Origin of the sequence: Rheinheimera sp. NSM (assembly GCF_052380015.1) — a bacterium.
Taxonomy (GTDB): domain Bacteria; phylum Pseudomonadota; class Gammaproteobacteria; order Enterobacterales; family Alteromonadaceae; genus Alishewanella.
In genome coordinates this window covers 655,465-676,422 of the sequence record NZ_JBQTCI010000001.1, presented here as the reverse complement: position 1 = coordinate 676,422, position 20,958 = coordinate 655,465, and the positions used below count along the sequence as shown (strand labels likewise).

The following is a 20,958-nucleotide window of genomic DNA, read 5'->3' as shown; positions in this document are numbered from 1 at the left end:
AGCGGCTGGGGTGAGCCAGCCGATGAAACCGAAACTGTTTAGCCTAAACGGTAGTTAGGGGCTTCTTTAGTGATCTGCACATCGTGCACGTGCGACTCGCCCATACCGGCTGAAGTTACCCGGACAAACTCCGGCTTGGTGCGCAGCTCGTCGATGGTTGGGCAACCAGTTAAGCCCATGGCGCTACGCAGGCCACCCATTTGCTGGTGAATAATATTTTCCATCGGGCCCTTGTAGGCCACACGGCCTTCGATGCCTTCCGGTACCAGTTTCTCGGCATTATTGCTGCCCTGGAAATAACGGTCTGACGAGCCATTACGCTGCGCCATAGCGCCCAGTGAACCCATACCACGGTAAGATTTGTAATAACGGCCCTGGTACAGCTCAACTTCGCCCGGCGCTTCTTCGGTACCGGCAAACATCGAGCCTACCATCACCAGGTTAGCACCGGCCACTAAGGCTTTGGCGATGTCACCGGAGAAACGGATACCGCCATCGGCAATAATGGTGACATCAGTGCCGGCCACGCCCATCGCTGCTTCAGAAATGGCGGTAATTTGCGGCACACCACAGCCGGTCACAATACGGGTAGTACAGATAGAACCCGGGCCTATGCCCACTTTCACCGCGTTAGCGCCGGCTTCAGCCAGCGCTTTAGCGCCGGCAGCAGTAGCGACGTTACCGGCGACAATTTGTAACTCCGGGTACTGGGCGCGGGTTTGTTTTACCCGGTCAATAACTCCCTGCGAGTGACCGTGCGAGGTATCGATCAGCAGAATATCTACGCCGGCTTCTACCAGCGCAGCAATACGCTCGTCAGTGCCTGGCCCTACGCCTACGGCCGCGCCTACGCGCAAGCGGCCTAACTCGTCTTTACAGGCGTTAGGCTTACTGGCGGCTTTGTAGTAATCGCGTACAGTGATCAGGCCTTTTAATTTAAAGTCGTTGTCGACCACCAGCACTTTTTCAATCCGGTGCTGGTGCATCTTTTTAAAGGCTTCTTCACGCGGCGCCGTTTCCAGCACGGTGACTAAACGCTCACGTGGCGTCATCAGGCTGGAGACAATTTCATTATTGTTGGCTTCAAAGCTCATATCACGGCTGGTTAGCATGCCCACCAGATTATTGCTGGCATCCACCACCGGGAAACCGGAGAAGCCGCACTGCTGTGCTAAGGTCTGCACTTCGCGGATACTCATATCCGGCGTTACCGTTACCGGGTCTGACACCACACCGCTTTCGTACTTTTTAACTTTACGAACGTTAGCGGCCTGCTCTTCGATGGTCATGTTTTTATGAATAAAACCCAAGCCACCTTCCTGCGCCAGCGCTATGGCTAAGCGGGCTTCGGTTACTGTGTCCATAGACGCAGAAACCATAGGAATATTCAGCGTGATGCTTTTAGTCAGTCGGGTGCGTAAATCGGCTGTATGAGGTAGAACACTGGAGTGTGCCGGTACCAATAACACGTCGTCAAAGGTAAGGGCTTCTTGTTTGATCCTGAGCATTGCAACAATCTCGCTGTGGCTGAAAAGATAGGGAATGTTGCGGCGCAATTTTAACGGTTTTGCGTGCGTATCACAAAGCTTTTTTTGTTTTATGTTACTCTAGCGTTTTCGTTGTCAGGCCAGCTGCTGGTACGTTTTTTATGCAAAACCCCGATATCTATAGCGTTTCCCGGTTAAACAGTGAAGTACGCCTTACGCTGGAGCTGCAGTTTCAAACGCTGTGGCTGCAGGGCGAAGTGTCAAACTTTGTCGCTGCCGCCAGCGGCCACTGGTACTTTTCGTTAAAAGACAGCGCCGCCCAGGTAAAATGCGCCATGTTTAAAATGGCTAACCGCAATAGCAGCTTCCGGCCGCAAAATGGCCAGCAGGTACTTATTCGCGCCCGTATCAGCGTGTACGAGCCGCGCGGCGAATATCAGCTGCTGGCCGAATTTATTGAAACCGCCGGTGCCGGTTTATTAAAGCAGCAGTTTGAACAGCTAAAAGCGCAATTGCAGGCCGAGGGTTTATTTGACCAAGCGCGGAAAAAACCTCTGCCCACGCAGGTGCAGCGCGTCGGCGTAATTACCTCGCCCACCGGTGCTGCCGTGCGCGATATCGTTACCGTGCTGAACCGCCGTGCGCCGGGTATTGAAGTCATAGTTTATCCGTCCCAGGTGCAGGGCGAAACCGCTGCGGCACAGCTGAGAAATATGCTTAGCACAGCAATACGGCGCAATGAGGTAGATGTATTAATTATCGGCCGTGGTGGTGGCTCGTTAGAAGACTTATGGTGTTTTAACGATGAAGCCTTATGCCGTGCCGTAGCCGCCTGCCCTATTCCGATTGTCAGTGCCGTCGGCCATGAAATCGACTTTGCCCTCACCGACTTTGTTGCCGATATGCGCGCAGCTACGCCCTCTGCTGCGGCAGAATTAGTCTCGCCGGATCAGTCGCATCTGTTAGATCGCATATTGCAGCTAAAAAGCCGCCTGCTACAAGCACAGCGCAGCCGCATGCAACAGATCGCGCCTAAGCTGTTAAATTTAAGCCAGCGCCTGTTAGCCTTGCACCCAAAACGCCGTTTACAGCAACAGCAACAACGCCTCGACGAGCTGCAACTGCGCTTAACCGCCAGCGCCAAACGGGCGGTGCAGGCTGCGCAGCAACAGCAGCAATATTTGGATAAAAGCTTGCGCCAGTTATCGCCGGCTAAAACCTTATTGGCGCATACGCAGCATATTAACCAGCTGGAGCGCCGGCTAATCAACGCCCAGCAGTTGCAGTTAAAGCAAAGCAAACAACTACTGGCGCAGTTAAGCAGCCAGCTGAACACCGTTAGCCCACTGGCAACCTTAGCGCGCGGTTACAGTATTACCTTTGACGATAAACAGCAGGTGGTAACCTCTGCCGCGCAGCTAAAAGCCGGTGATAAGGTAGCAATTAAACTGGCGGAGGGCGGTTTTGATGCGCAAGTGACAAAGCTGAGTGGCGGTTAGAAGCCGCCTGGCACTGGCTTTAAGTTTTGCCACCTTATCCTTTATTACTGGCACTCTGCCGGGGGTGGTGGCAGACCTTGAGACGATAAAGCCCTAACCCGCGCCAGTAGCAATTGGACCTGCTCCGACCGCCAAAAATAAAATAAATATTTGTTGACACCTAAGATACACCAGAATAACTTCAATGCAAAAATCCACCACATTCATAACATATTGGTCTATTTACAATGATAAGGATATCCCGCGCATTAACCCTATTGTTGGCACCCTTAGTCATCGTTAGTGGTTACACAGAAGCCACTATTTACACATGGGTTGATGATAAAGGTGTAACGCATTACTCACAGATTAAGCCAAATGAAGTGAGTGTCGCTGAAGAGATTAAAATTAAGCAAACCAATGCATTTACATTTGAAGATGTAAAAAAACATCAAGCTGCGATTAAAGCTAAAGAAAGCCAAAACAAGACAAAACAAGCAAAGACATCTAACAAATCATCTGATGAGTGTTGGAAAAAAGGTAACAGTCTCGGGTTTTTAATCGCTGCAGCAGATGAGCTCTCAGGTAAAGAAAAAGCTGAATATGTGAAAATGCTCAGCGATCAAAAGCGAGCATTAGAAAAAGAATGTGGTAAAAACTCAAATGCCTGGAATAACTAACCAAATAGACGTTAAGGCTGAGCTGACAACTGACCCGCACTTAGGACCAGTGAGGTCAATTCTCCCGAAACGCTGCCTTAAACCATGAGTCAGTCTTTGACCCATTGTTCTAATGGCAATCAAAGTGGTGCATTTTCCTGAAGACCTAAGGGGTAAGACCTAAGGGGTCAGAGTCGTTGATATCTCAGCTGTTCAAAGACCTAAGGGGTCAGAGTCGTTGATATTTCAGCTGTTCATATGTCTTAATCCAAGATCAATGACACTGACCATTTTGATTCTTTTGATTCACAGGTGCTTAATCTCTTACCCTAATAACTCTTGCTGTGCGCGCAGTAGCAACCGCTATACAGCGCTACACGCGATTAATTAGCTACGCCCCCCTCTTTCTGAGATCTATTGTTCAAGGTTACACGTAATAAAGCCCAACTGAAGAGCTTACTCCCGCGTGCCTTCTATCCGAACTCATACAAGAGGTTTTATATGAAAAACTTTACCGGTTTACTGTTGGCCATTTTAATACATGGTTTTTTCCCTCAAACCGCATTAGCGCAAGACGATAAAGCAGCGCTGGTACCTTTGCCTTCAGTTGATGACTTTACTAAAGGTAATGATGGTTGGGCTTTCGGGCTGGGCTTAGGCATTGAATATGAAACCGCCTACGAAGGCTCAGACGAATTTGGTGTAGAAATACAGCCAGCGGGCGCTGTGCAGTGGCGCCGCGGTGATGATATTTTCTACTTTGCCGGTGAAGCACTGGGCTGGCGCGGCCTGCGCTCTGACACCTGGTTACTCGAAGCCTTAATAGGCTTTGATGAGGGCCGCGAAGAAAACGACTCTGACGATGGTCGTCTGGACGGGCTGGGTGATAACGAAGAGGGCTTTGAATTAGTATTGCAAGCACGACGGGCGTTTAGCAACGACTGGCGTTATTGGTTGGTAAGCCGGCTGGTGAGCGGAGACAACGGCAACCTGGGCTTGTTTGGCGTGGGCCGCCGCTTCGGCGATAAAACCGACGGTTCGGGTTCTGAAATTAATGTCGTGGCGGTGTTTCACGACAGCAAATATGCCAATACAGGTTTCGGTATAACTGCAGAGCAGTCGCTGGCATCCGGTTTAGATGAAACCAAGCTGAGTGGCGGCTTGCGCTCAATCGGGGTTGATTACAACTACCGGCATAATATCAACGACAACTGGCAGATTTTCGCCGAGGCACTGTATGAGCATTTCAGCAGCGACGTGCGCAATAGCCCCATCGCCCGCAGCAACTATGAAGCCGAAGTAGGCATCGGGTTTATTTATATATTCTAGCCCGACCCTGGCTTGCGCAAGGGACCGGTTTTAGACGGTCCCGGACCTACGGGGTCAAAAATCAATGACACTGATCCTTCTGATTTGACTGCACGCCAAGCAAAAAACAAACAATTACTTTACATAAAAAACATTTTACGGTTAAATTCTCCACGAACTTTATATTCGCAAAGGAGAATGTGATGAGCAGAACCGTTTATGTCGCCGCAGAATACAAGGAAGACCCGCTTGGCTTTCTGATTAAATTGATGGATCTAACCCAATACGCTGCTGAACTAAAAGGCCTTGCAAACGGCTTATACCTGTTAACTGGTATTCTTACCTTCAGAAGCCTTAACCACATGGACCGGATGAAAGTTAACAAAGCCATTCTTGATTTACCACGAGGTTACCTGCTGGCCAAGCTGGCCCCCATGACCGGACAAATGATTGCAAACCCTTACTGGTTTAGCTGGAGCTTGTCTGATGATGAGTTAAGATCCTATTACAAGTTGAACAATAACTTTGCGCGTTCAGTTGAAAAGTTAGGCTTAGACTTTGGCTCATTAACTGCAATATCTCTTGGTGGCGCTCTTTTGGCAGCAAGCGAATCAGGTGTGAAAACCGCTATCGTCAATGCAGCTAAGCAAAGTACCAATTCAAACTTAGCCGGAGCAGCTGCGCAAAAATTTGGTGTCAGTGGTGTAAACGTCCAAAGAGCGGGTGTCGCTGCCGCAATTGTTACTATTTTTGCAGGATGCATGCATGCTTTAACGTCTACAGGTGCTAACAATGCAAAAAAAGAACTTGCGATGCGCGGCTTACTGAAACTTGAAGACTTTTGATGTTATTGCATATTTTAAGCACGATCATTTCACTTGGCATAATGGCGGTTTGCTTGTACTTCGCCATTATGATTGATGCAAAATATCAGGATGCAACCCAAAGCAATACATCGCGCACGGGACTGGCTAAAGTGGCGCTTTACAAAACGCTACCATTAGCGGGTGCCTGCATAATGGCAATCAAAGCGGTTCATTTTCCAGTAAGTTATCTGATGGCTTCGGCTGTGTTTAGCTGTATATTTGTGTACGAGTTTTTTCGCCTCAAGGTATCTACAAACACATGAGTGCCTTAATAGCTTTGTTAGTGCTGACAACCTCGACTAACTCCACTGGCTTTACCGAACATGGTAGAGCCTTTGTTACATTACTTACCTGCGCCGAGCATACTATTGGTTTTACGGATCCGGAAAACCAGCGGCTGATGAACCTAGCGTTTGATCTGTCCGATGGTGCCAAAGCGCTGGCAAGTGAAGATGACCTGAGTTTTGTAATGGGCATGACTGAGCAGCAGGAGCTGTTAGCTGAAAAAGCCGCTAAGGCGCAAAGTTACACTTACAATAGTGTGAATGCGCAGGTGTCCGCTTACTTAGGCAAGGATGTCTGCTTAGCCACAGAACAAGATGCTCAGGCCTTGTTGCAAACACTTAATAAGCGGCTGGAGAATAGATAGTTAAACCATTGATAAAGTCGCTCTTTATTCCATCCTGTTCATAATCTTTTTGGAAAGGCAAAACGCAAGACCTGACCCTGATGTCCAAAATAAGCCGATTTTATCGTGATCGTTGCCGTGTTAGGTCAACCACAGCTACCACAGGATCATCTGACATAGGACTTGAGAAAAAGGGTCAACGTTAATTAGCTGTACTAGCTACGCCTCATTTTCCCGAACTACATGTCTGTGACTATTTGCTCAGTAGTCAATATCCTAGTCATAAGTCTTTCTATGTCATTATATGAATACTTATTACCCTTTGCCCTACGAAGCAAATCTAAAAATTCAGAAATTTCATTGTCATTCTCAATTATGATGTATTTAATGTCATTCGGCTGAAAATCAAGAGTGATATTTTTTAATTTATCATTAGCATCAGATATGTATTTTATATCTTCATCATCATTACTACCCAAAATGTCAGCACCAATGATCATTGGAATATCTTCTGAGTAACAAGGAACAAAACGCCACTCTCTTTCATCAGAAAAGCGATAGTCTTTTAATACTTGACCACGGCGAACAAGGTCGGACTGATAATTTTTAACGTACCTGAAAATATCAAAAACTGCCTTATTTTCATCAAGCAAGTCTTCCAACCCCCCTTCGGGAGCATAGACAAAATGGTCGTAGGCCTTTTCTAGACTTAGCCCTAACCTAGAATTCTTTTCTAGATATAGAACAGGGTTTAGCCCGTTCCTTTCTGCCCACTCCCTTGTTAGGCCAATACCGTAACTCCCATACTTGATAATATGATCTTTTACCTCTGAAAGAGGGATGTCACAGAAGCTAACCATTGGCACTCCTATAAGGCTAATCCCTTCTGTTGTTTCTATTTGTTCTTTACAATATTTCAACTTAAAGTTACTTTCTAAAATTCCTTTCAGCGCATCCTTTGTATTTGTAAAATGAATTATGGAATTAGAACTTAGTGCCATGGAAGATCCTTCATAGTATTCATAATGCTTATCAGGCCGAAAAATCCGTACTTAAACACGGACTTTTCCGCCTTTGTAAACTTAGTGTTTATGACATTACAGCGGTTCTGGATTATTTACAACGGCTTATAGGTACATCCCGGTTTAGTCATGCCGACAAATACGGAAATCTCCGTCTAATAAAGACTTTCGCTGGTCGCTGCTTAAAAATACAATGTTGTTTTTGGCTAAACAGAGCGTTATGTCACATAACACCATTTCCCTGAATAAACAGCGCCAGCCGTTGGATCACCTCGACTCTGTTTGGTTGTTTGGTTATGGCTCGCTGATTTATAAAACCGACTTTGAATATCTTGACGCTAAACCAGCCTGCATTTATGGCTGGCAGCGGCGGTTTTGGCAGGGCTCGCATGATCATCGTGGTACGCCGGAGGCGCCTGGCCGGGTGTTAACGCTAATTGCAGCGCCCGGCGCGCGCTGTGTGGGTATCGCGTACCAGGTAACGCCGGATACCTTTGAGCATTTAGACCATCGCGAGAAAAACGGTTACCTGCGTGTATTTACACCACTACATTGGCTTAATGAGCCTGGCCAGACTGAAGGCGTGCTGTATTTAGCCAGTGCCGATAACGAGGCGTATTTAGGCCCTGCCAGTGACGCTGAAATTGCCGCGCATATTGCCAGAAGCCGTGGCCCGAGCGGCCCGAATAGTGAATACCTGTTAAAACTGGCGCAGGCACTACGTGATATGAACGAGCATGACGAGCATGTGTTTGCCATAGAGCGGCAGTTGTTAGCGCTATCGCCGTAACAGCATTGGCGGCAGCAAGTATCATTTGCGCAAATGATAACTATTATCACTTAATGCACTGTGGCATAATTGCGGCCAGGGCCATTAAGTAAGGACTGTCATGCGTAATACTATCAATGCCATTGTTACCGATGTTCATCACTGGAATGACACGCTGTTTAGCTTTAAAACTACGCGGGAGTCGTCTTTTCGCTTTGAAAGCGGCCAGTTTGTTATGCTTGGGCTGGAAGTTGCTGGTCGCCCGTTAATGCGCGCATACAGTATTGCCAGCCCACATTATGATGAAGAGCTTGAGTTCTTCAGCATCAAGGTGCCCGACGGCGCGCTGACATCAAGACTGCAGAACATTAAAGCCGGCGACCAGATTATGCTAACGGTAAGGCCTGCCGGAACCCTGGTACCCGGCTACCTTATCCCCGGTAAACATTTGTATTTATTAAGCACCGGTACCGGGCTTGCGCCTTTTATGAGCATCATACGCGACCCTTTTATTTATGAGAGCTACGATAAAATTATCCTGGTGCATGGCACGCGCTGGCGCTCAGAGCTGGCATACCAGCATGAAATTGAACAGGTATTACCGGCCAACCCTTACTTTGGTGAAGAAGTTCGCGAAAAGCTGATTTACTACCCCACAGTGACACGGGAAGACTATGTCAGAAACGGCGTGCCACACCAGGGGCGTATTACCGATTTGCTGGACAGTGGTAAGTTACTTGCAGATATCGGCATGCCGGCACTTAACCCGCAGCACGACAGATTTATGTTATGCGGCAACGATGCCATGTTGCAGCAGCTGATGGGTATGCTGGATCAGCGCGGCTTTGCAAAAGCCAATTCACGCACAAGGGGCCATTACGTGATTGAACAAGCTTTTATCGAAAAGTAGAGCAGTAGCATCCTTAAGGTCAAAGTCCGCTATTTTCCACGTTTTTTTCTGGCCGGCTTTACCGGCGTATCGGGTGCGGTGCATTCTTCGTCGAGCCAGGTGCCACAGCGCTTGCAATAAAGGGCATCGTACTCATGCTGATGCACGCCGCAGCCCGGACAAGCTTCATCAGAGTAACGCTCTTCACGCAAAGTACGGATAACCTCGGCTGAAAATACCCCTGCCGGCAGCGCAATGATAGAGTAACCCGACAGCATGATCATAACCGAAATAAGCTGGCCCAACGGCGTAACCGGCACGACATCACCATAACCGACAGTGGTTAGCGTAACGATACCCCAGTAAATGGACTTCGGAATGCTGGTAAAACCAGACTCTCTGGGCTCTATCAGATACAGCATGGACGAAAATACAATTACCAGCATCAACACGGTAAACAGAAACAGCAGTATTTGGTCCCGGCTGCGTTGCAGCGCCCCCAACAGCAATTTGCCCTGCCCAACCAACGCCATCATTTCGAGCACCCGGAATAAACGCAACGTACGCAGCAAACGCAACACTATCAGCGTTTGTGCGCCAGGTATTACCAAAGCCAGCCACGTCGGCAAGACGGCGAGCACATCAATAATGCCGTAAAAACTCTTCAGATAAACCTGCGGCTTTTCCAGGCAGTAAATGCGCAACCCCAACTCAATGGTAAAGAGCAAGGTGATAGTCCATTCCGCATAAAAGAAAATTGCCCCAAAGCGTTGATGATACTCCTGTACGCTGTCGAGCATGATGACAATGACGCTGAAAAATATCAGTGCCACCAACAGCAGATCAAAGCCTTTTCCCAGAGGGGTGTCAGATTCAAACACAATCTGGAAAATACGCCCTCTGATGCCAATTTTAGCCGGTTTTAATCCGGACATACTGGCAGCTTCTTCATAGTCTTAGTACTGTAGTTCACGTTTTAGCCTTATCCTTTACTACGCTAACGGCGCAGAAGATCGTATAACTGCCGTGAATGAACTGTGCGGCCGGCAGGGGTCAATGCAATGTAATCCACTGTAATAATAGCTAAGAATAGCTAAGACAGAAAAAAAGGCCGCTGTCAGCGGCCCTTTCAGCTCAGGACTCCTTTACCACATCGATAAAGTACTTCAGCTCGCCGTCTACCATTTCGCGCACTAAGCCGTGCACGTCGGTTTCAAAGCCCGGGAAGGCGCTGTTAAAGGCGCGGGTGAACTGCAGATAATTAACGATAATTTTATTAAAGCGCTCGCCCGGCACCATCAGCGGTATGCCAGGTGGATACGGCGTTACCAGCATGGCGGTAACACGGCCTTCAATTTCGTCAATGGAAACCCGCTCAATATCACGGTGCGCCATCCTGGCCCAGGCATCGGCCGGCGTCATCGCCGGTTCAATATTCGATAAGTACATTTCGGTAGTCACTTTGGCGACATCGAACTTACGGTACATATTGTGAATTTGCTGGCATAGATCACGCAGGCCAACTTTTTCATAGCGCGGATGCTTTTTCGCGAACTCCGGCAGCACGCGCCACATCGGCAGGTTTTGGTCGTAATCGTCTTTAAACTGCTGCAGCTCGGTTACCATGGAATTCCAGCGGCCTTTGGTAATGCCGATGGTAAACATAATAAAGAACGAGTACAGGCCGGTTTTCTCGATAATAATACCGTGCTCGGCCAGATACTTGCTGACAATAGCCGCCGGTATGCCCTGCTCATCAAACTGTCCGTGCAGGTTTAAGCCCGGGGTAATAATGGTAGCTTTAATCGGGTCGAGGATATTAAAGCCCGACTCTATCGCGCCAAAACCATGCCAACTGTCTTTAGCGTGCAAGGTCCAGTTATCTCGGGTGCCTAGGCCTTCTTCCGGTAACTCGTCCGGGCCCCAGACACGGAACCACCAGTCGTCATCACCAAATTCATCATCCACCTTGCGCATAGCACGGCGAAAATCGATGGCTTCCATTAAGCTCTCTTCTACCAACGCGGTACCGCCGGGTGCTTCCATCATCGCAGCGGCTACGTCGCAGCTGGCAATAATGGCATATTGCGGGCTGGTAGAGCTGTGCATCAGGTAAGACTCGTTAAAACGGTGCGTATCCAGGTTACGGTTCTGCGCGTTTTGCACCAGAATTTGCGATGCTTGTGACAAACCAGCCAGCAGCTTGTGGGTAGACTGGGTAGCAAATACCAAGGTTTCTTCTGAGCGTGGCCGGTCTTTGCCTATCGCATGCATATTTCTATAGAAATCATGGAAGCTGGCGTGCGGCAGCCAGGCTTCATCAAAATGCAGCGTATCGATAGTTGAACCCAGCTCCTGCTTAATCTCTTCCACGTTATACAAGATACCGTCGTAGGTACTTTGCGTAATGGTTAAAATACGCGGCTTTTTGTTTTTCGCGTTACGGGCAAAGGGGTTAGCCTCGATTTTCTTCGCTATCGCTTCAGGTGAAAACTCGCTTTTCGGAATAGGGCCAATAATGCCGTAATGGTTACGGGTAGGCATTAGAAACACCGGTATAGCGCCGGTCATAATAATCGAGTGCAGTATCGATTTATGGCAGTTACGGTCGACCACGACGATATCGCCCGGTGCGACTACCGAGTGCCACACCATCTTGTTCGACGTAGAGGTACCGTTGGTCACAAAGAACAGGTGATCGCAGCTGAAAATACGCGCGGCGTTTTGCTCACTTTGCGCTACCGGGCCGGTGTGATCGAGCAACTGGCCTAATTCATCTACCGCATTGCACACGTCGGCGCGCAGCATGTTTTCGCCAAAGAACTGGTGAAACATCTGGCCGACCGGGCTTTTTAAAAACGCCACGCCACCGGAGTGGCCGGGGCAGTGCCAGGAGTAAGAGCCGTCAGAGGCGTAATCCATCAGCGCATTAAAAAACGGTGGTGCCAGGGCATCGAGGTACTTTTTCGCTTCGCGGATAATGTGCTTGGCAACAAACTCCGGCGTGTCTTCAAACATATGGATAAAGCCATGCAACTCGCGCAGTACGTCATTGGGTACATGCCGGGTGGTACGGGTTTCACCATACAGGAAAATCGGAATATCGGCGTTACGCTTACGCACTTCTTTAATAAAGGTACGCAGCTCTTTTAACGCCAGCGCCACTTCGTCGGCGCTGCCGCTGCCAAACTCTTCATCGTCAATCGACAAGATAAAGCACGATGCCCGACTGGCTTGCTGGGCAAAGGCGCTTAAATCGACATAGCTGGTGTAGCCTACCACTTCAAAGCCGTGGCTGCTGATAGCCTGCGCCAGGTCGCGAATACCGGAGCCGGAGATATTCTCCGAGCGGAAGTCTTCATCGATAACAATAACCGGGAAACGAAAATTCATGCGATTGGTCCTTATTGGTCCAGTTTTTTACGCGCTTTCATCAGCCGCTCGCGCTTGTATTTTTGCAGCGGCGTTTCGGTGTTCTTTTTATTCGGTGCAAACGGGTTTTCACCTTCGCGGAATTCTATCCGGATTGGCGTGCCCATCATTTGCAGCGTTTTACGGTAGTAATTCATCAGGTAGCGCTTGTAGGAATCGGGCAGATCGTCGACCTGATTACCATGAATAACCACCAGTGGCGGGTTATAACCACCAGCATGGGCGTATTTCAGTTTTACCCGACGGCCATGTACCAACGGCGGCTGGTGATCTTCCTGCGCCATCTTCATGATCCTCGTTAACAAGGCAGTGCTGTGGCGCTTGGTCGCCGAGTCAAACGCTTCTTCCACTGACTCAAACAGGTTACCCACGCCGGAGCCGTGCAACGCCGAGATAAAATGCAAGCGGGCGAAATCGATAAAACCGAGGCGGCGGTCCAGCTCGCGTTTTACTTCATCTTTAATGCTGTCGTTTAAGCCATCCCATTTATTCACTGCAATAACCAGCGAGCGGCCGGAATTAAGCGCAAAACCGAGGATGCTTAAGTCCTGGTCGGAAATACCCAAACGCGCGTCCAGCACTAAAATCACCACGTTGGCATCTTCAATCGCCTGCAGCGTTTTAATCACCGAGAACTTTTCTACCATATCATCGATTTTGCCGCGCCGGCGTACACCGGCGGTGTCGATAAGGGTGTATTCGCGCTCGTTGCGCTGCATCGGAATATAAACAGAATCGCGTGTGGTACCGGGCATATCAAACACCACCACCCGCTCTTCACCGAGGATGCGGTTAGTCAGTGTTGACTTACCTACGTTCGGCCGGCCGACTATCGCCAGTTTAATATGTTCACTGCGCAGCCGCGCCGCTTCAGCATCGGCTTCTTCTTCGGTCAGGGTTTCAAGTGCCGGGCCTTCGGCCTCGTCAACTTCACCGGCCAGGCGTTTTTGCTGCTCTTCGCTTAACAACGGAATAAGTGCATGGTTTAACAGCGACGACACGCCACGGCCATGGGCTGCGGCTATGGCATACACGTCACCTAAACCTAAACTGTAGAAGTCAGCAATGGCAGTATCGGCATCAAGACCATCGGTTTTGTTGGCAACAACAAACACCTTTTTCTCTACTTTGCGAATATGCGCTGCTATGGCTTCATCGCCTACGGTGGCGCCTACTCTGGCGTCGACCATAAACAACACCACATCGGCTTCATCTATGGCTTTTAGCGATTGCTCAGCCATTTCCACTTCAATGCCCTGCTCGTTGCCGTCGATACCGCCGGTATCCACCACAATAAATTCCAGCCCTTCAAAATTAACCGAACCGTATTTACGGTCCCGTGTCAGGCCGGGGAAGTCCGCAACCAACGCATCACGGGTGCGGGTTAAGCGGTTAAAAAGTGTCGACTTACCGACATTGGCTCGCCCTACAAGGGCAACGACAGGCAACATTATGTGAACCTCAAAAATAACAAAACAGGCCCGGTACAGGCCTGTTTAAAAACTTCAACCGCTAAGCCCGGTTTAAGGCGTTTGTAATAAGACTAGCTTACCGTTACGGCTTTGCACCAACACATAGGCACCATTGCTTACCGCTTCAGTATAAAAACCGGAACCATCCATACTACGACGGGCAACAAAATCGCCGGTTGCACGGTTAACCCAGTGCAAATTACCTTTGTTGTCGCCGATCACCAGGTAGTCTTTGTATACCGTTGGTCCGGTCAGGTAATGTTTGTTCAGGCCAAACTGTGACCAACGCTCGGTGCCGCTGGCCGTATCCAGCGCATAAATACGGCCTTCAGAGTCGACCACGTACAAAATGCCGTCGGCCAAAGCCATATTGCGGAAACTGGCGTAATCGCGCTTCCAGATTTGCCGGCCGGTGCGCAGCTCTTGTGCAATCAGCGATCCGTTATAAGCAATACTAAATACCGTGCCCCCCTGGATTACAGGTTTAGCATCAACATCCACCAAGCGGGATAAATCGGTAGAGCCCGACGGCACAGCGATGGGTTCTTCCCACGCCTGATAGCCACGATCTGCAATCAACACGCCCAAATGGCCGCTACCGGAACCGTAAATAACGCCACCGGCTTCAATAACCGGCTCACTGACACCGCGCAGCGTTAACGCCGGTTGTTCATTCTCAAACTGCCAACGCTGCTCGCCGCTGTCCGGGTGTAACGCAATTAAGGTACCGGCACCGGTTGCCACTACTACCAGGCCTTCGCCCACAGCAGGTCTTGCCAACACTTCGCCTTTAACCATTACCCGCCATACCAGCTGGCCATCCGCCGACAGAGCAACAACATCACCGTTTTCGGTGCCGAAATACAGCTTGTCGTAGCCAAAACTGATACCACCGGAAATACGGGCGTTATCACCGGACCACACATCACTGATGCCTTGCCAGAATGAGCTGCCGGCCGGTTTGCGCAGGTCAAACTGCCACTTACGTTTACCCGAGTTAAGGTCAAACGCCGCGACCAGGCCTTCACGGCTGGCGGCGTACACAGTGTCTTTGACAATAATCGGCGTTAGCTGCGATTCGTAATGCTCAACGCCGGAGCCAACGCTTTTGCTCCAGACCACATCGGGGTCTATGCTGTTTTGCACCGGTGGCAGTACCAACTTCTCTTTCGAAGAACAGCCCGCCAGCAGCACCGCAGTAAACAATAAAGCCTGTTTTAACTGTAATTTCACGCTTACCTCTATTTATACTGCAGTGACGTGAGCCAGCTCATCCAGCTTAATTTTCAATAACTGCTGATTCTGACCGGCAGCAGCCAATGCCTGCTGGTAAGCGGCTTTCGCTTCAGGCAACTTATCTGCCTGCATTAAAATATCGCCTTTCAGTTCAGCCTGAATAGCAATAAAACTGTCCGGTACCGGCTGTGCTAACGTGGTTAAGGCCGCATCAAAGTTGCCTTGCTCTTGCTGTAACCGTGCTAAACGCAATTGCGTTACGGCCAGCAATGCCGGTTGTTTGCTGTTAGCCAATACCCAGCTCAGTTGTTCTGCAGCCTTGTCGTATTGTTGCAGCGTTACAGCATCTTTGGCGGCCAGTAAAGCCGCCATAACGGCATAATTGTTGGCATCAGAGGTTGCAACAAAATCTTGTGCCTGTGCCAGCCAGTCTTCACTGCCGGCAGCGCCGCGTTGCTCAACTAAACGGCTGAACTCGGTTGACGCGGCCTCAGCAGTATTGCGCTGCTCGGCCTGATAGAACCGAAAGCCATATAACGCTGCCAAACCCAGTACCACACCGGCCAGAATAGCTTTACCGTATTCGTGCCAGAAACGTTTAATGGCTTCTACCTGTTGTTCTTCACTGCTGTAAATTTCCACTGCGTTACTCCGTCAATGCTGCTCAGGCCAGAAGGCCGGCCAAATCAGTTAATAAAATTGTTTGTTGCGGTTTATCTTGCCGCAGCCACTTAACGCTAATTTCGCCGCGTGCCAACTCATCTTCGCCGATGATAAGGCCAATGGCCGCGCCGGATTTATCAGCGCGCTTTATTTGTTTCTTTAAATTGCCGCCGCCACAATGCACCATAATGCGCTGCCCGGGCAAGTTGTTGCGCAGCCTTTCGGCAACAGAAAGTGCCGCAAGTTCCGCCTGCTCACCCAGTGCCATCAGGTAAATATCCGCTACGGCCGGCAATTGCGGCAGTAACTCTAACGTTTGCAACAGCAACACCAGCCGTTCTAACCCCAGCGCAAAGCCCACCGCCGGTGTGGCCTTGCCACCTAATTGCTCAACTAAACCATCATAACGGCCACCGGCACATACAGTGCCCTGGGAACCCAGCTCAGTGGTAACCCACTCAAACACGGTTTTGTTGTAGTAATCCAGCCCGCGCACCAACCGCGGGTTTACCGTGTACTCAATACCCGCCAGCGTCAGCAACTGCTGCACACGGGCGAAGTGAGAGGCTGAATCCTCATCCAAATAGTCTGCCAGCTTAGGCGCAGCAGCTAACATATCGGCCAGCGCCGGGTTCTTACTGTCCAGCACCCTAAGCGGATTAGTGTACATACGGCGCAGGCTGTCTTCATCCAGCACAGCTTTATGCTGCTCTAAATAGGCCACTAACGCATCGCGGTAAGCCGCGCGGGCTTCGCTTGAACCAAGCGAATTAAGCTCCAGCTTAACGTAAGGCGTTAACCCCAGTTGCTGCCACAACCGCGCGCTTAGCATAATTACTTCTGCGTCGATATCAGCGGAGGCGATGCCGAAGGCTTCCAGACCAAACTGATGAAATTGCCGGTAACGGCCTTTTTGCGGCCGTTCATGGCGAAACATCGGCCCGGTGTACCACAGCCGCTGTTCCTGATTATATAACAAGCCATGTTCATTGCCGGCGCGCACGCAGCAAGCCGTGCCTTCCGGGCGCAGCGTTAAACTGTCACCGTTGCGATCGGCAAAGGTATACATTTCTTTTTCAACGATATCGGTCACTTCGCCGATAGAGCGCTTAAACAGTTCGGTCATTTCCACGATAGGAAAACGGATCTCACTGTAGCCATAACCGGCAACCGTTTGGCGCAGCACCTGCTCAACATATTGCCAGGCCGGCGTATCCTGCGGCAGACAATCGTTCATGCCGCGAATGGCCTGAATTTGCTTCGACAAAATTAAACTTCCATCGGTTTGAGTTAAAAAACAGTGGCGATTATAGGCGTAACACGGCTAAACACCAAGCTTGTTGCCGGGCTTAATCCAGCTGGCGCACCGCAATTTTTTGTTGCAGGTAGTCGCGCACCTGTTGCTCTAACTGATCGGCAACCTGATCATTGTCCAGCCGCAACTTTTGCCGTTGGCCGTTAATGTAAAAGCCACTTTTTTTGCTGGCACCGGCCACGCCTAAATCAGAGATAAGGGCTTCACCCGGGCCGTTTACCACACAGCCAATTACCGATACTGTTAAGGGCTCAATCACATCTTCCAGCCGCTCTTCAAGCTGGTTCATGGTTTTAATTACATCAAATTCCTGCCGCGAGCAGCTGGGGCAGGCAATAAAGTTAATGCCGCGCGAGCGGATGCGCAGCGACTTTAAAATATCAAAGGCTACTTTGACTTCTTCTACCGGATCCGCAGCCAGCGATATACGCAGTGTATCGCCAATGCCTTCAGCCAATAACATGCCCAGGCCAATAGCCGATTTGACTGCGCCGGCACGGGCACCACCGGCCTCGGTAATACCCAGGTGCAGCGGCTGCTTAATTTGTTTAGCCAACAAACGGTAAGCGCCAACCGCTAAAAACACGTCTGATGCTTTAACGCTGACTTTAAATTGATCGAAATTCAGCCGGTCGAGAATCTCGACATGCCGCATCGCCGATTCTACCAGGGCTTCGGGCGTTGGCTCACGGTATTTTTCCTGGATATCGGCTTCCAGTGAACCGCCATTTACGCCAATGCGGATCGGAATATTGTAATCCCGCGCACAATCTACTACGGCGCGAATACGGTCTTCGCGGCCTATATTGCCCGGGTTAATCCGCAGGCAATCTACGCCGTACTCGGCCACTTTTAAGGCAATGCGGTAATCAAAATGAATATCTGCCACCAATGGGATCGGCGATTGTTGCTTGATCAGCTTAAAGGCCTCTGCCGCTTCCATGGTAGGTACCGACACCCGCACCAAATCAGCACCGGCTTTGGCAATAGCCTGAATTTGCGCCACGGTAGCGGCGACATCTGTAGTGCGGGTGTTGGTCATCGACTGCACTGCTATCGGCGCATCACCGCCAATCAGCACGTTACCAACACGAATTTGCGTACTTTGACGGCGTTTAATTGGGTTTTCTGCAAACATGGTTATTCAGACTCAGGAATAGAAAATTTTGCCACTCTGCCAGCCGGTAACGCTGACATATCAAAAGGTTGCTGATTGTAACTGATTTGCACTACACCAGGGTTACCCAAGGTAACCACAAAGGGCGCTTTACCGGTAAGCTGCATAACATAGCCAGCCTGTTTAGTGCCGTAAGCCACACGGTTACCTTCAGCATCCACCACATCGACCCAGCAGTTTGCACTAAAGCGCATTTCCAGCTGATCCGGCAGCAATTGTGCTTCAGGCTCCGCTTCCGCCGCAACGGGCTCAGCAGATGGCATTAACTGATCCAGCAGTTCATGTAGCTGCTCCGGCGTTGCCACCGGCGCGACTTCTGCAGCGGCTGTTTCAGGTATGGCCACCGTTTCAACCGGCGCAGGCACACTGTCAGAAACCGGCCGCGCTGTTTGCCACCACCAGATAAACAGTAACAACAACAACAAGGCGATAATAGCGTAGGTTAACCACATAAAGCGGTTCTCTGTTGCTTGCTTCGCTTCGCGGTTAGAAAAAGTGCGCATCGGTTTGGCGCTGCTGGCGACACAACCGGTTTGCCGGCTGAATGCAGCCATCAGCTCAGCTTCAGGTAACTTTAATAAGCGACCATAAGCCCGTACATAGCCGCGGGCAAAGGTTTCTAACATAGAGCCGTCAAGTTGATCCTGCTCCAGCTGCTCCACCTGCAACGGTTTTAAATTCAACTGCACTGCAACCTGCTGTACGCTGAGTTGACGTTGCTCGCGGGCCTGGCGTAATAACTGGCCCGCACTGATGACGGCTGCGGGTTCTGTACTCATTGTGCAATACTGGCCGGGTCGACAACGTACACTTGCTGGCCTACCTTTAAGGTGCTGCTTTCGGTAAGGTTATTCCAACTGAGAAAGCTGGATAGCCGCACGTTGTAACGGTACGAAATACCAAACATGGTTTCACCGGCAGCCACCAGATGATACGGGCTTTGCGCACTAACCTGCGGCCGGGCTTCCAGGCCGGCCGCAACTACTTTTTGCTGCGGCGTAACTTTTTGCTGCTGCGTTACTTGTTGTTGCGTAACTTCGGCCAACCAAATTTTTTGCCCGGTTTTTATCACTGCTTCCGGGGTTAACTGGTTCCACTGCATCAGACTTTGTAAACGAATATTGTGCTTCACTGAAATTGCGTATAACGACTCGGCTGCCTGCACTATATGAAAAGGCGCATCAGCGCTATCGTCTGCCACTGTTTGTGTATCAGCTGCAGTTGCAGTTAACACTTGATCAGTGCCGGCAGCTTCAGAGGCCACGGCTTGTTCTGCCGGTTGCGCTGCTGACTGCTCAGCAGGCAATTCAGCTACTTGCTCAACTTGTTCTGTTGTAGCCGTCTCAGTCGCGGCATCAGTGTCCACAGCAGGCTCTGCAAGCTGCGCGGCTTGCATTTGCGCTTCTGCTTCAGCTGCCATGGCTGAGTTTGTGGTTGCGTTGTCAGATGGCGTAGCTGCGGCTTGCGTTACAATAGTTTCAACCGGCAAGGCTGCCGGCACGGTCGCCGACGCCACCACCGCCGTTTGCGCCGGTACAGTCAGGCTGCCAGCTATAGCGCTGGCAGTATTGCTCAGTACCGCAGCACTGTTGGCGACCGGTTGCGCTGTATTTGTTATTGCGCTGTCAGCGCTTTTACGTTTCACGACTTTTAATTTCGGGTTGGCCACCGGTGCGGAAGGCCGCTCAGCAGATACAGTCTCATCCGGTAACACTATATTTGCCATCAGGCTGTCTTTGTAACGCTCACGCAGCTGTTCAAACTCGGTATCCTGCAATTTGCCCTGTAACAACAACCGCGTTTCCGGGGTGTCAGTATAGAGTGTCAGCAACAGTTGCTCAGCGTTACGCATGGTTTCACGATCACCGCTTTTTTCCGCAATTAAATAACTAAGCAGCACTGTGCGGGCCGACACCCGACCCAATCGCTGAATGCGATCTAACAAGCTTTTGGCCTGACGATTATCGCCCATAGCGTAAGACAAACCGGCGGCCATGGTTAGCGAAGTAATACGGGTGCTATTGTGGCTCAGTGAGTTATCGAGATAGGTTTTAGCTTTAGCAAAGCTATTTTGCTGCAACTGACACAGCGCCAGGTTTTCGTAGCTCTCGGCTACGCGGATATAACCCGGCCGGCTGATGGCTTTGAGCAGCAATTGCTCCGATTGCTCATAACGGCCGATCTGGCATAAAAAAGCGCCGTAGTTATTGTAGGCATCGGCATAGTTGTTGTCTTTAGCAATGGCCTGCTTAAAGTACTCTTCGGCTTGAACATTCTCGCCAACGCTTTGGTAGTAGTACGCCAGGGCTCCGTACACTTCGGCAGAGTTAGGCGCAAAGCTGCGGGCGCGTTCCAAATTATACTTGGCTTGCGACGTATCGCCGCGGCGCAGGTAATTCAGCCCCAGTGAAATGCGGGTGCGGGCTGCCTCTATATTGTCAAAGGTGCGGTCAGAAACCGGCTTATCGCTGCCTTTATAGCTTTGCTCTGACACACAGGCTGTCAGCAGCAGCACACTACAAAGTGACAGACCAATGAGAACTTTTTGCTTCACCAC

19 protein-coding genes are annotated in these 20,958 nt (G+C 50.2%); 8 read left to right on the top strand and 11 right to left on the bottom strand.

Translation table 11 applies throughout. The features are described from left to right. Window positions 1-38 precede the first annotated feature (38 nt). Complete coding sequence (gene guaB / locus ACTZWV_RS02990; protein WP_444785108.1) at window positions 39-1,508, bottom strand: IMP dehydrogenase; 1,470 nt, start codon at window positions 1,506-1,508, stop codon at window positions 39-41. A 140-nt stretch (window positions 1,509-1,648) separates the two neighbouring features. Here guaB and xseA point away from each other — a divergent pair, with 140 nt between their 5' ends. The 6 genes from xseA (at window position 1,649) to ACTZWV_RS02960 (ending at window position 6,447) form a co-directional block, all read left to right on the top strand. Beyond that, a complete protein-coding gene (gene xseA, locus ACTZWV_RS02985) occupies window positions 1,649-2,986 on the top strand; it encodes an exodeoxyribonuclease VII large subunit (RefSeq protein WP_444785107.1) in 1,338 nt (445 codons plus the stop codon). Window positions 2,987-3,243: 257 nt separating this feature from the next. Then, entirely contained in the window at window positions 3,244-3,645 is a 402-nt protein-coding gene (locus ACTZWV_RS02980; RefSeq protein ID WP_444785106.1) for a DUF4124 domain-containing protein, read from the top strand. A gap of 480 nt (window positions 3,646-4,125) precedes the next feature. Continuing rightward, entirely contained in the window at window positions 4,126-4,953 is an 828-nt protein-coding gene (locus tag ACTZWV_RS02975) for a MipA/OmpV family protein (protein WP_444785105.1), read from the top strand. Window positions 4,954-5,135: 182 nt separating this feature from the next. Beyond that, complete coding sequence (locus ACTZWV_RS02970) at window positions 5,136-5,777, top strand: hypothetical protein (RefSeq protein ID WP_444785104.1); 642 nt, start codon at window positions 5,136-5,138, stop codon at window positions 5,775-5,777. Beyond that, window positions 5,777-6,061: a hypothetical protein gene (locus ACTZWV_RS02965; RefSeq protein WP_444785103.1), complete on the top strand. Its 285-nt coding sequence runs from the start codon at window positions 5,777-5,779 to the stop codon at window positions 6,059-6,061. Before ACTZWV_RS02970 ends, ACTZWV_RS02965 begins: the two co-directional genes overlap by 1 nt. Continuing rightward, window positions 6,058-6,447: a hypothetical protein gene (locus tag ACTZWV_RS02960; protein ID WP_444785102.1), complete on the top strand. Its 390-nt coding sequence runs from the start codon at window positions 6,058-6,060 to the stop codon at window positions 6,445-6,447. Before ACTZWV_RS02965 ends, ACTZWV_RS02960 begins: the two co-directional genes overlap by 4 nt. Window positions 6,448-6,665: 218 nt before the next feature. Here ACTZWV_RS02960 and ACTZWV_RS02955 read toward each other — a convergent pair whose 3' ends face one another. Beyond that, on the bottom strand, window positions 6,666-7,427 hold the full coding sequence (locus ACTZWV_RS02955; protein WP_444785101.1) for an abortive infection system antitoxin AbiGi family protein: 762 nt from the start codon (window positions 7,425-7,427) through the stop codon (window positions 6,666-6,668). A gap of 241 nt (window positions 7,428-7,668) precedes the next feature. Between ACTZWV_RS02955 and ACTZWV_RS02950 the strand changes: the two genes are divergently transcribed. Together ACTZWV_RS02950 and ACTZWV_RS02945 are read left to right on the top strand one after the other, a co-directional pair. Beyond that, complete coding sequence (locus ACTZWV_RS02950; protein WP_444785100.1) at window positions 7,669-8,238, top strand: gamma-glutamylcyclotransferase; 570 nt, start codon at window positions 7,669-7,671, stop codon at window positions 8,236-8,238. Between the two features lie 100 nt (window positions 8,239-8,338). Further along, window positions 8,339-9,127: a ferredoxin--NADP reductase gene (locus ACTZWV_RS02945; RefSeq protein ID WP_444785099.1), complete on the top strand. Its 789-nt coding sequence runs from the start codon at window positions 8,339-8,341 to the stop codon at window positions 9,125-9,127. Window positions 9,128-9,156: 29 nt separating this feature from the next. Here the strand turns inward: ACTZWV_RS02945 and ACTZWV_RS02940 are convergent, their stop codons facing one another. The 9 genes from ACTZWV_RS02940 to pilW form a co-directional block, all read right to left on the bottom strand. Further along, entirely contained in the window at window positions 9,157-10,041 is an 885-nt protein-coding gene (locus ACTZWV_RS02940; RefSeq protein ID WP_444785098.1) for an ion transporter, read from the bottom strand. A 199-nt stretch (window positions 10,042-10,240) separates the two neighbouring features. Beyond that, on the bottom strand, window positions 10,241-12,499 hold the full coding sequence (locus ACTZWV_RS02935; RefSeq protein ID WP_444785097.1) for an Orn/Lys/Arg family decarboxylase: 2,259 nt from the start codon (window positions 12,497-12,499) through the stop codon (window positions 10,241-10,243). A gap of 11 nt (window positions 12,500-12,510) precedes the next feature. Beyond that, window positions 12,511-13,989 (bottom strand): ribosome biogenesis GTPase Der, encoded by a 1,479-nt coding sequence (der, locus tag ACTZWV_RS02930; protein ID WP_444785096.1) that lies wholly within the window; start codon window positions 13,987-13,989, stop codon window positions 12,511-12,513. Window positions 13,990-14,061: 72 nt separating this feature from the next. Next, a complete protein-coding gene (gene bamB, locus ACTZWV_RS02925) occupies window positions 14,062-15,243 on the bottom strand; it encodes an outer membrane protein assembly factor BamB (protein WP_444785095.1) in 1,182 nt (393 codons plus the stop codon). A gap of 12 nt (window positions 15,244-15,255) precedes the next feature. Then, entirely contained in the window at window positions 15,256-15,888 is a 633-nt protein-coding gene (locus ACTZWV_RS02920; protein WP_444785094.1) for a YfgM family protein, read from the bottom strand. 22 nt (window positions 15,889-15,910) lie between these two features. Continuing rightward, window positions 15,911-17,176 carry a histidine--tRNA ligase gene (gene hisS, locus ACTZWV_RS02915; RefSeq protein ID WP_444785093.1) on the bottom strand — a complete coding sequence of 422 codons (1,266 nt, stop codon included), beginning with the start codon at window positions 17,174-17,176 and terminating at the stop codon, window positions 15,911-15,913. An 82-nt stretch (window positions 17,177-17,258) separates the two neighbouring features. Beyond that, a complete protein-coding gene (ispG, locus tag ACTZWV_RS02910) occupies window positions 17,259-18,362 on the bottom strand; it encodes a flavodoxin-dependent (E)-4-hydroxy-3-methylbut-2-enyl-diphosphate synthase (protein WP_444785092.1) in 1,104 nt (367 codons plus the stop codon). Between the two features lie 2 nt (window positions 18,363-18,364). Continuing rightward, window positions 18,365-19,180 (bottom strand): RodZ domain-containing protein, encoded by an 816-nt coding sequence (locus ACTZWV_RS02905; protein WP_444785091.1) that lies wholly within the window; start codon window positions 19,178-19,180, stop codon window positions 18,365-18,367. Then, window positions 19,177-20,955, bottom strand: a complete 1,779-nt coding sequence (gene pilW, locus ACTZWV_RS02900; RefSeq protein WP_444785090.1) for a type IV pilus biogenesis/stability protein PilW — start codon at window positions 20,953-20,955, stop codon at window positions 19,177-19,179. The genes ACTZWV_RS02905 and pilW overlap by 4 nt, the downstream gene beginning before the upstream one ends. Window positions 20,956-20,958: the final 3 nt, after the last annotated feature.

Bases quoted from the DNA above. Each gene is read 5' to 3' on its own strand.
- ACTZWV_RS02940 (WP_444785098.1), bottom strand. From the start codon at position 10,041: ATGTCCGGATTAAAACCGGCTAAAATTGGCATCAGAGGGCGTATTTTC.
- ACTZWV_RS02960 (WP_444785102.1), top strand. From the start codon at position 6,058: ATGAGTGCCTTAATAGCTTTGTTAGTGCTGACAACCTCGACTAACTCC.
- ispG (WP_444785092.1), bottom strand. From the start codon at position 18,362: ATGTTTGCAGAAAACCCAATTAAACGCCGTCAAAGTACGCAAATTCGT.
- xseA (WP_444785107.1), top strand. From the start codon at position 1,649: ATGCAAAACCCCGATATCTATAGCGTTTCCCGGTTAAACAGTGAAGTA.
- ACTZWV_RS02975 (WP_444785105.1), top strand. From the start codon at position 4,126: ATGAAAAACTTTACCGGTTTACTGTTGGCCATTTTAATACATGGTTTT.
- ACTZWV_RS02905 (WP_444785091.1), bottom strand. From the start codon at position 19,180: ATGAGTACAGAACCCGCAGCCGTCATCAGTGCGGGCCAGTTATTACGC.
- ACTZWV_RS02970 (WP_444785104.1), top strand. From the start codon at position 5,136: ATGAGCAGAACCGTTTATGTCGCCGCAGAATACAAGGAAGACCCGCTT.
- ACTZWV_RS02950 (WP_444785100.1), top strand. From the start codon at position 7,669: ATGTCACATAACACCATTTCCCTGAATAAACAGCGCCAGCCGTTGGAT.
- ACTZWV_RS02935 (WP_444785097.1), bottom strand. From the start codon at position 12,499: ATGAATTTTCGTTTCCCGGTTATTGTTATCGATGAAGACTTCCGCTCG.
- guaB (WP_444785108.1), bottom strand. From the start codon at position 1,508: ATGCTCAGGATCAAACAAGAAGCCCTTACCTTTGACGACGTGTTATTG.
- ACTZWV_RS02945 (WP_444785099.1), top strand. From the start codon at position 8,339: ATGCGTAATACTATCAATGCCATTGTTACCGATGTTCATCACTGGAAT.
- ACTZWV_RS02955 (WP_444785101.1), bottom strand. From the start codon at position 7,427: ATGGCACTAAGTTCTAATTCCATAATTCATTTTACAAATACAAAGGAT.
- der (WP_444785096.1), bottom strand. From the start codon at position 13,989: ATGTTGCCTGTCGTTGCCCTTGTAGGGCGAGCCAATGTCGGTAAGTCG.
- ACTZWV_RS02965 (WP_444785103.1), top strand. From the start codon at position 5,777: ATGTTATTGCATATTTTAAGCACGATCATTTCACTTGGCATAATGGCG.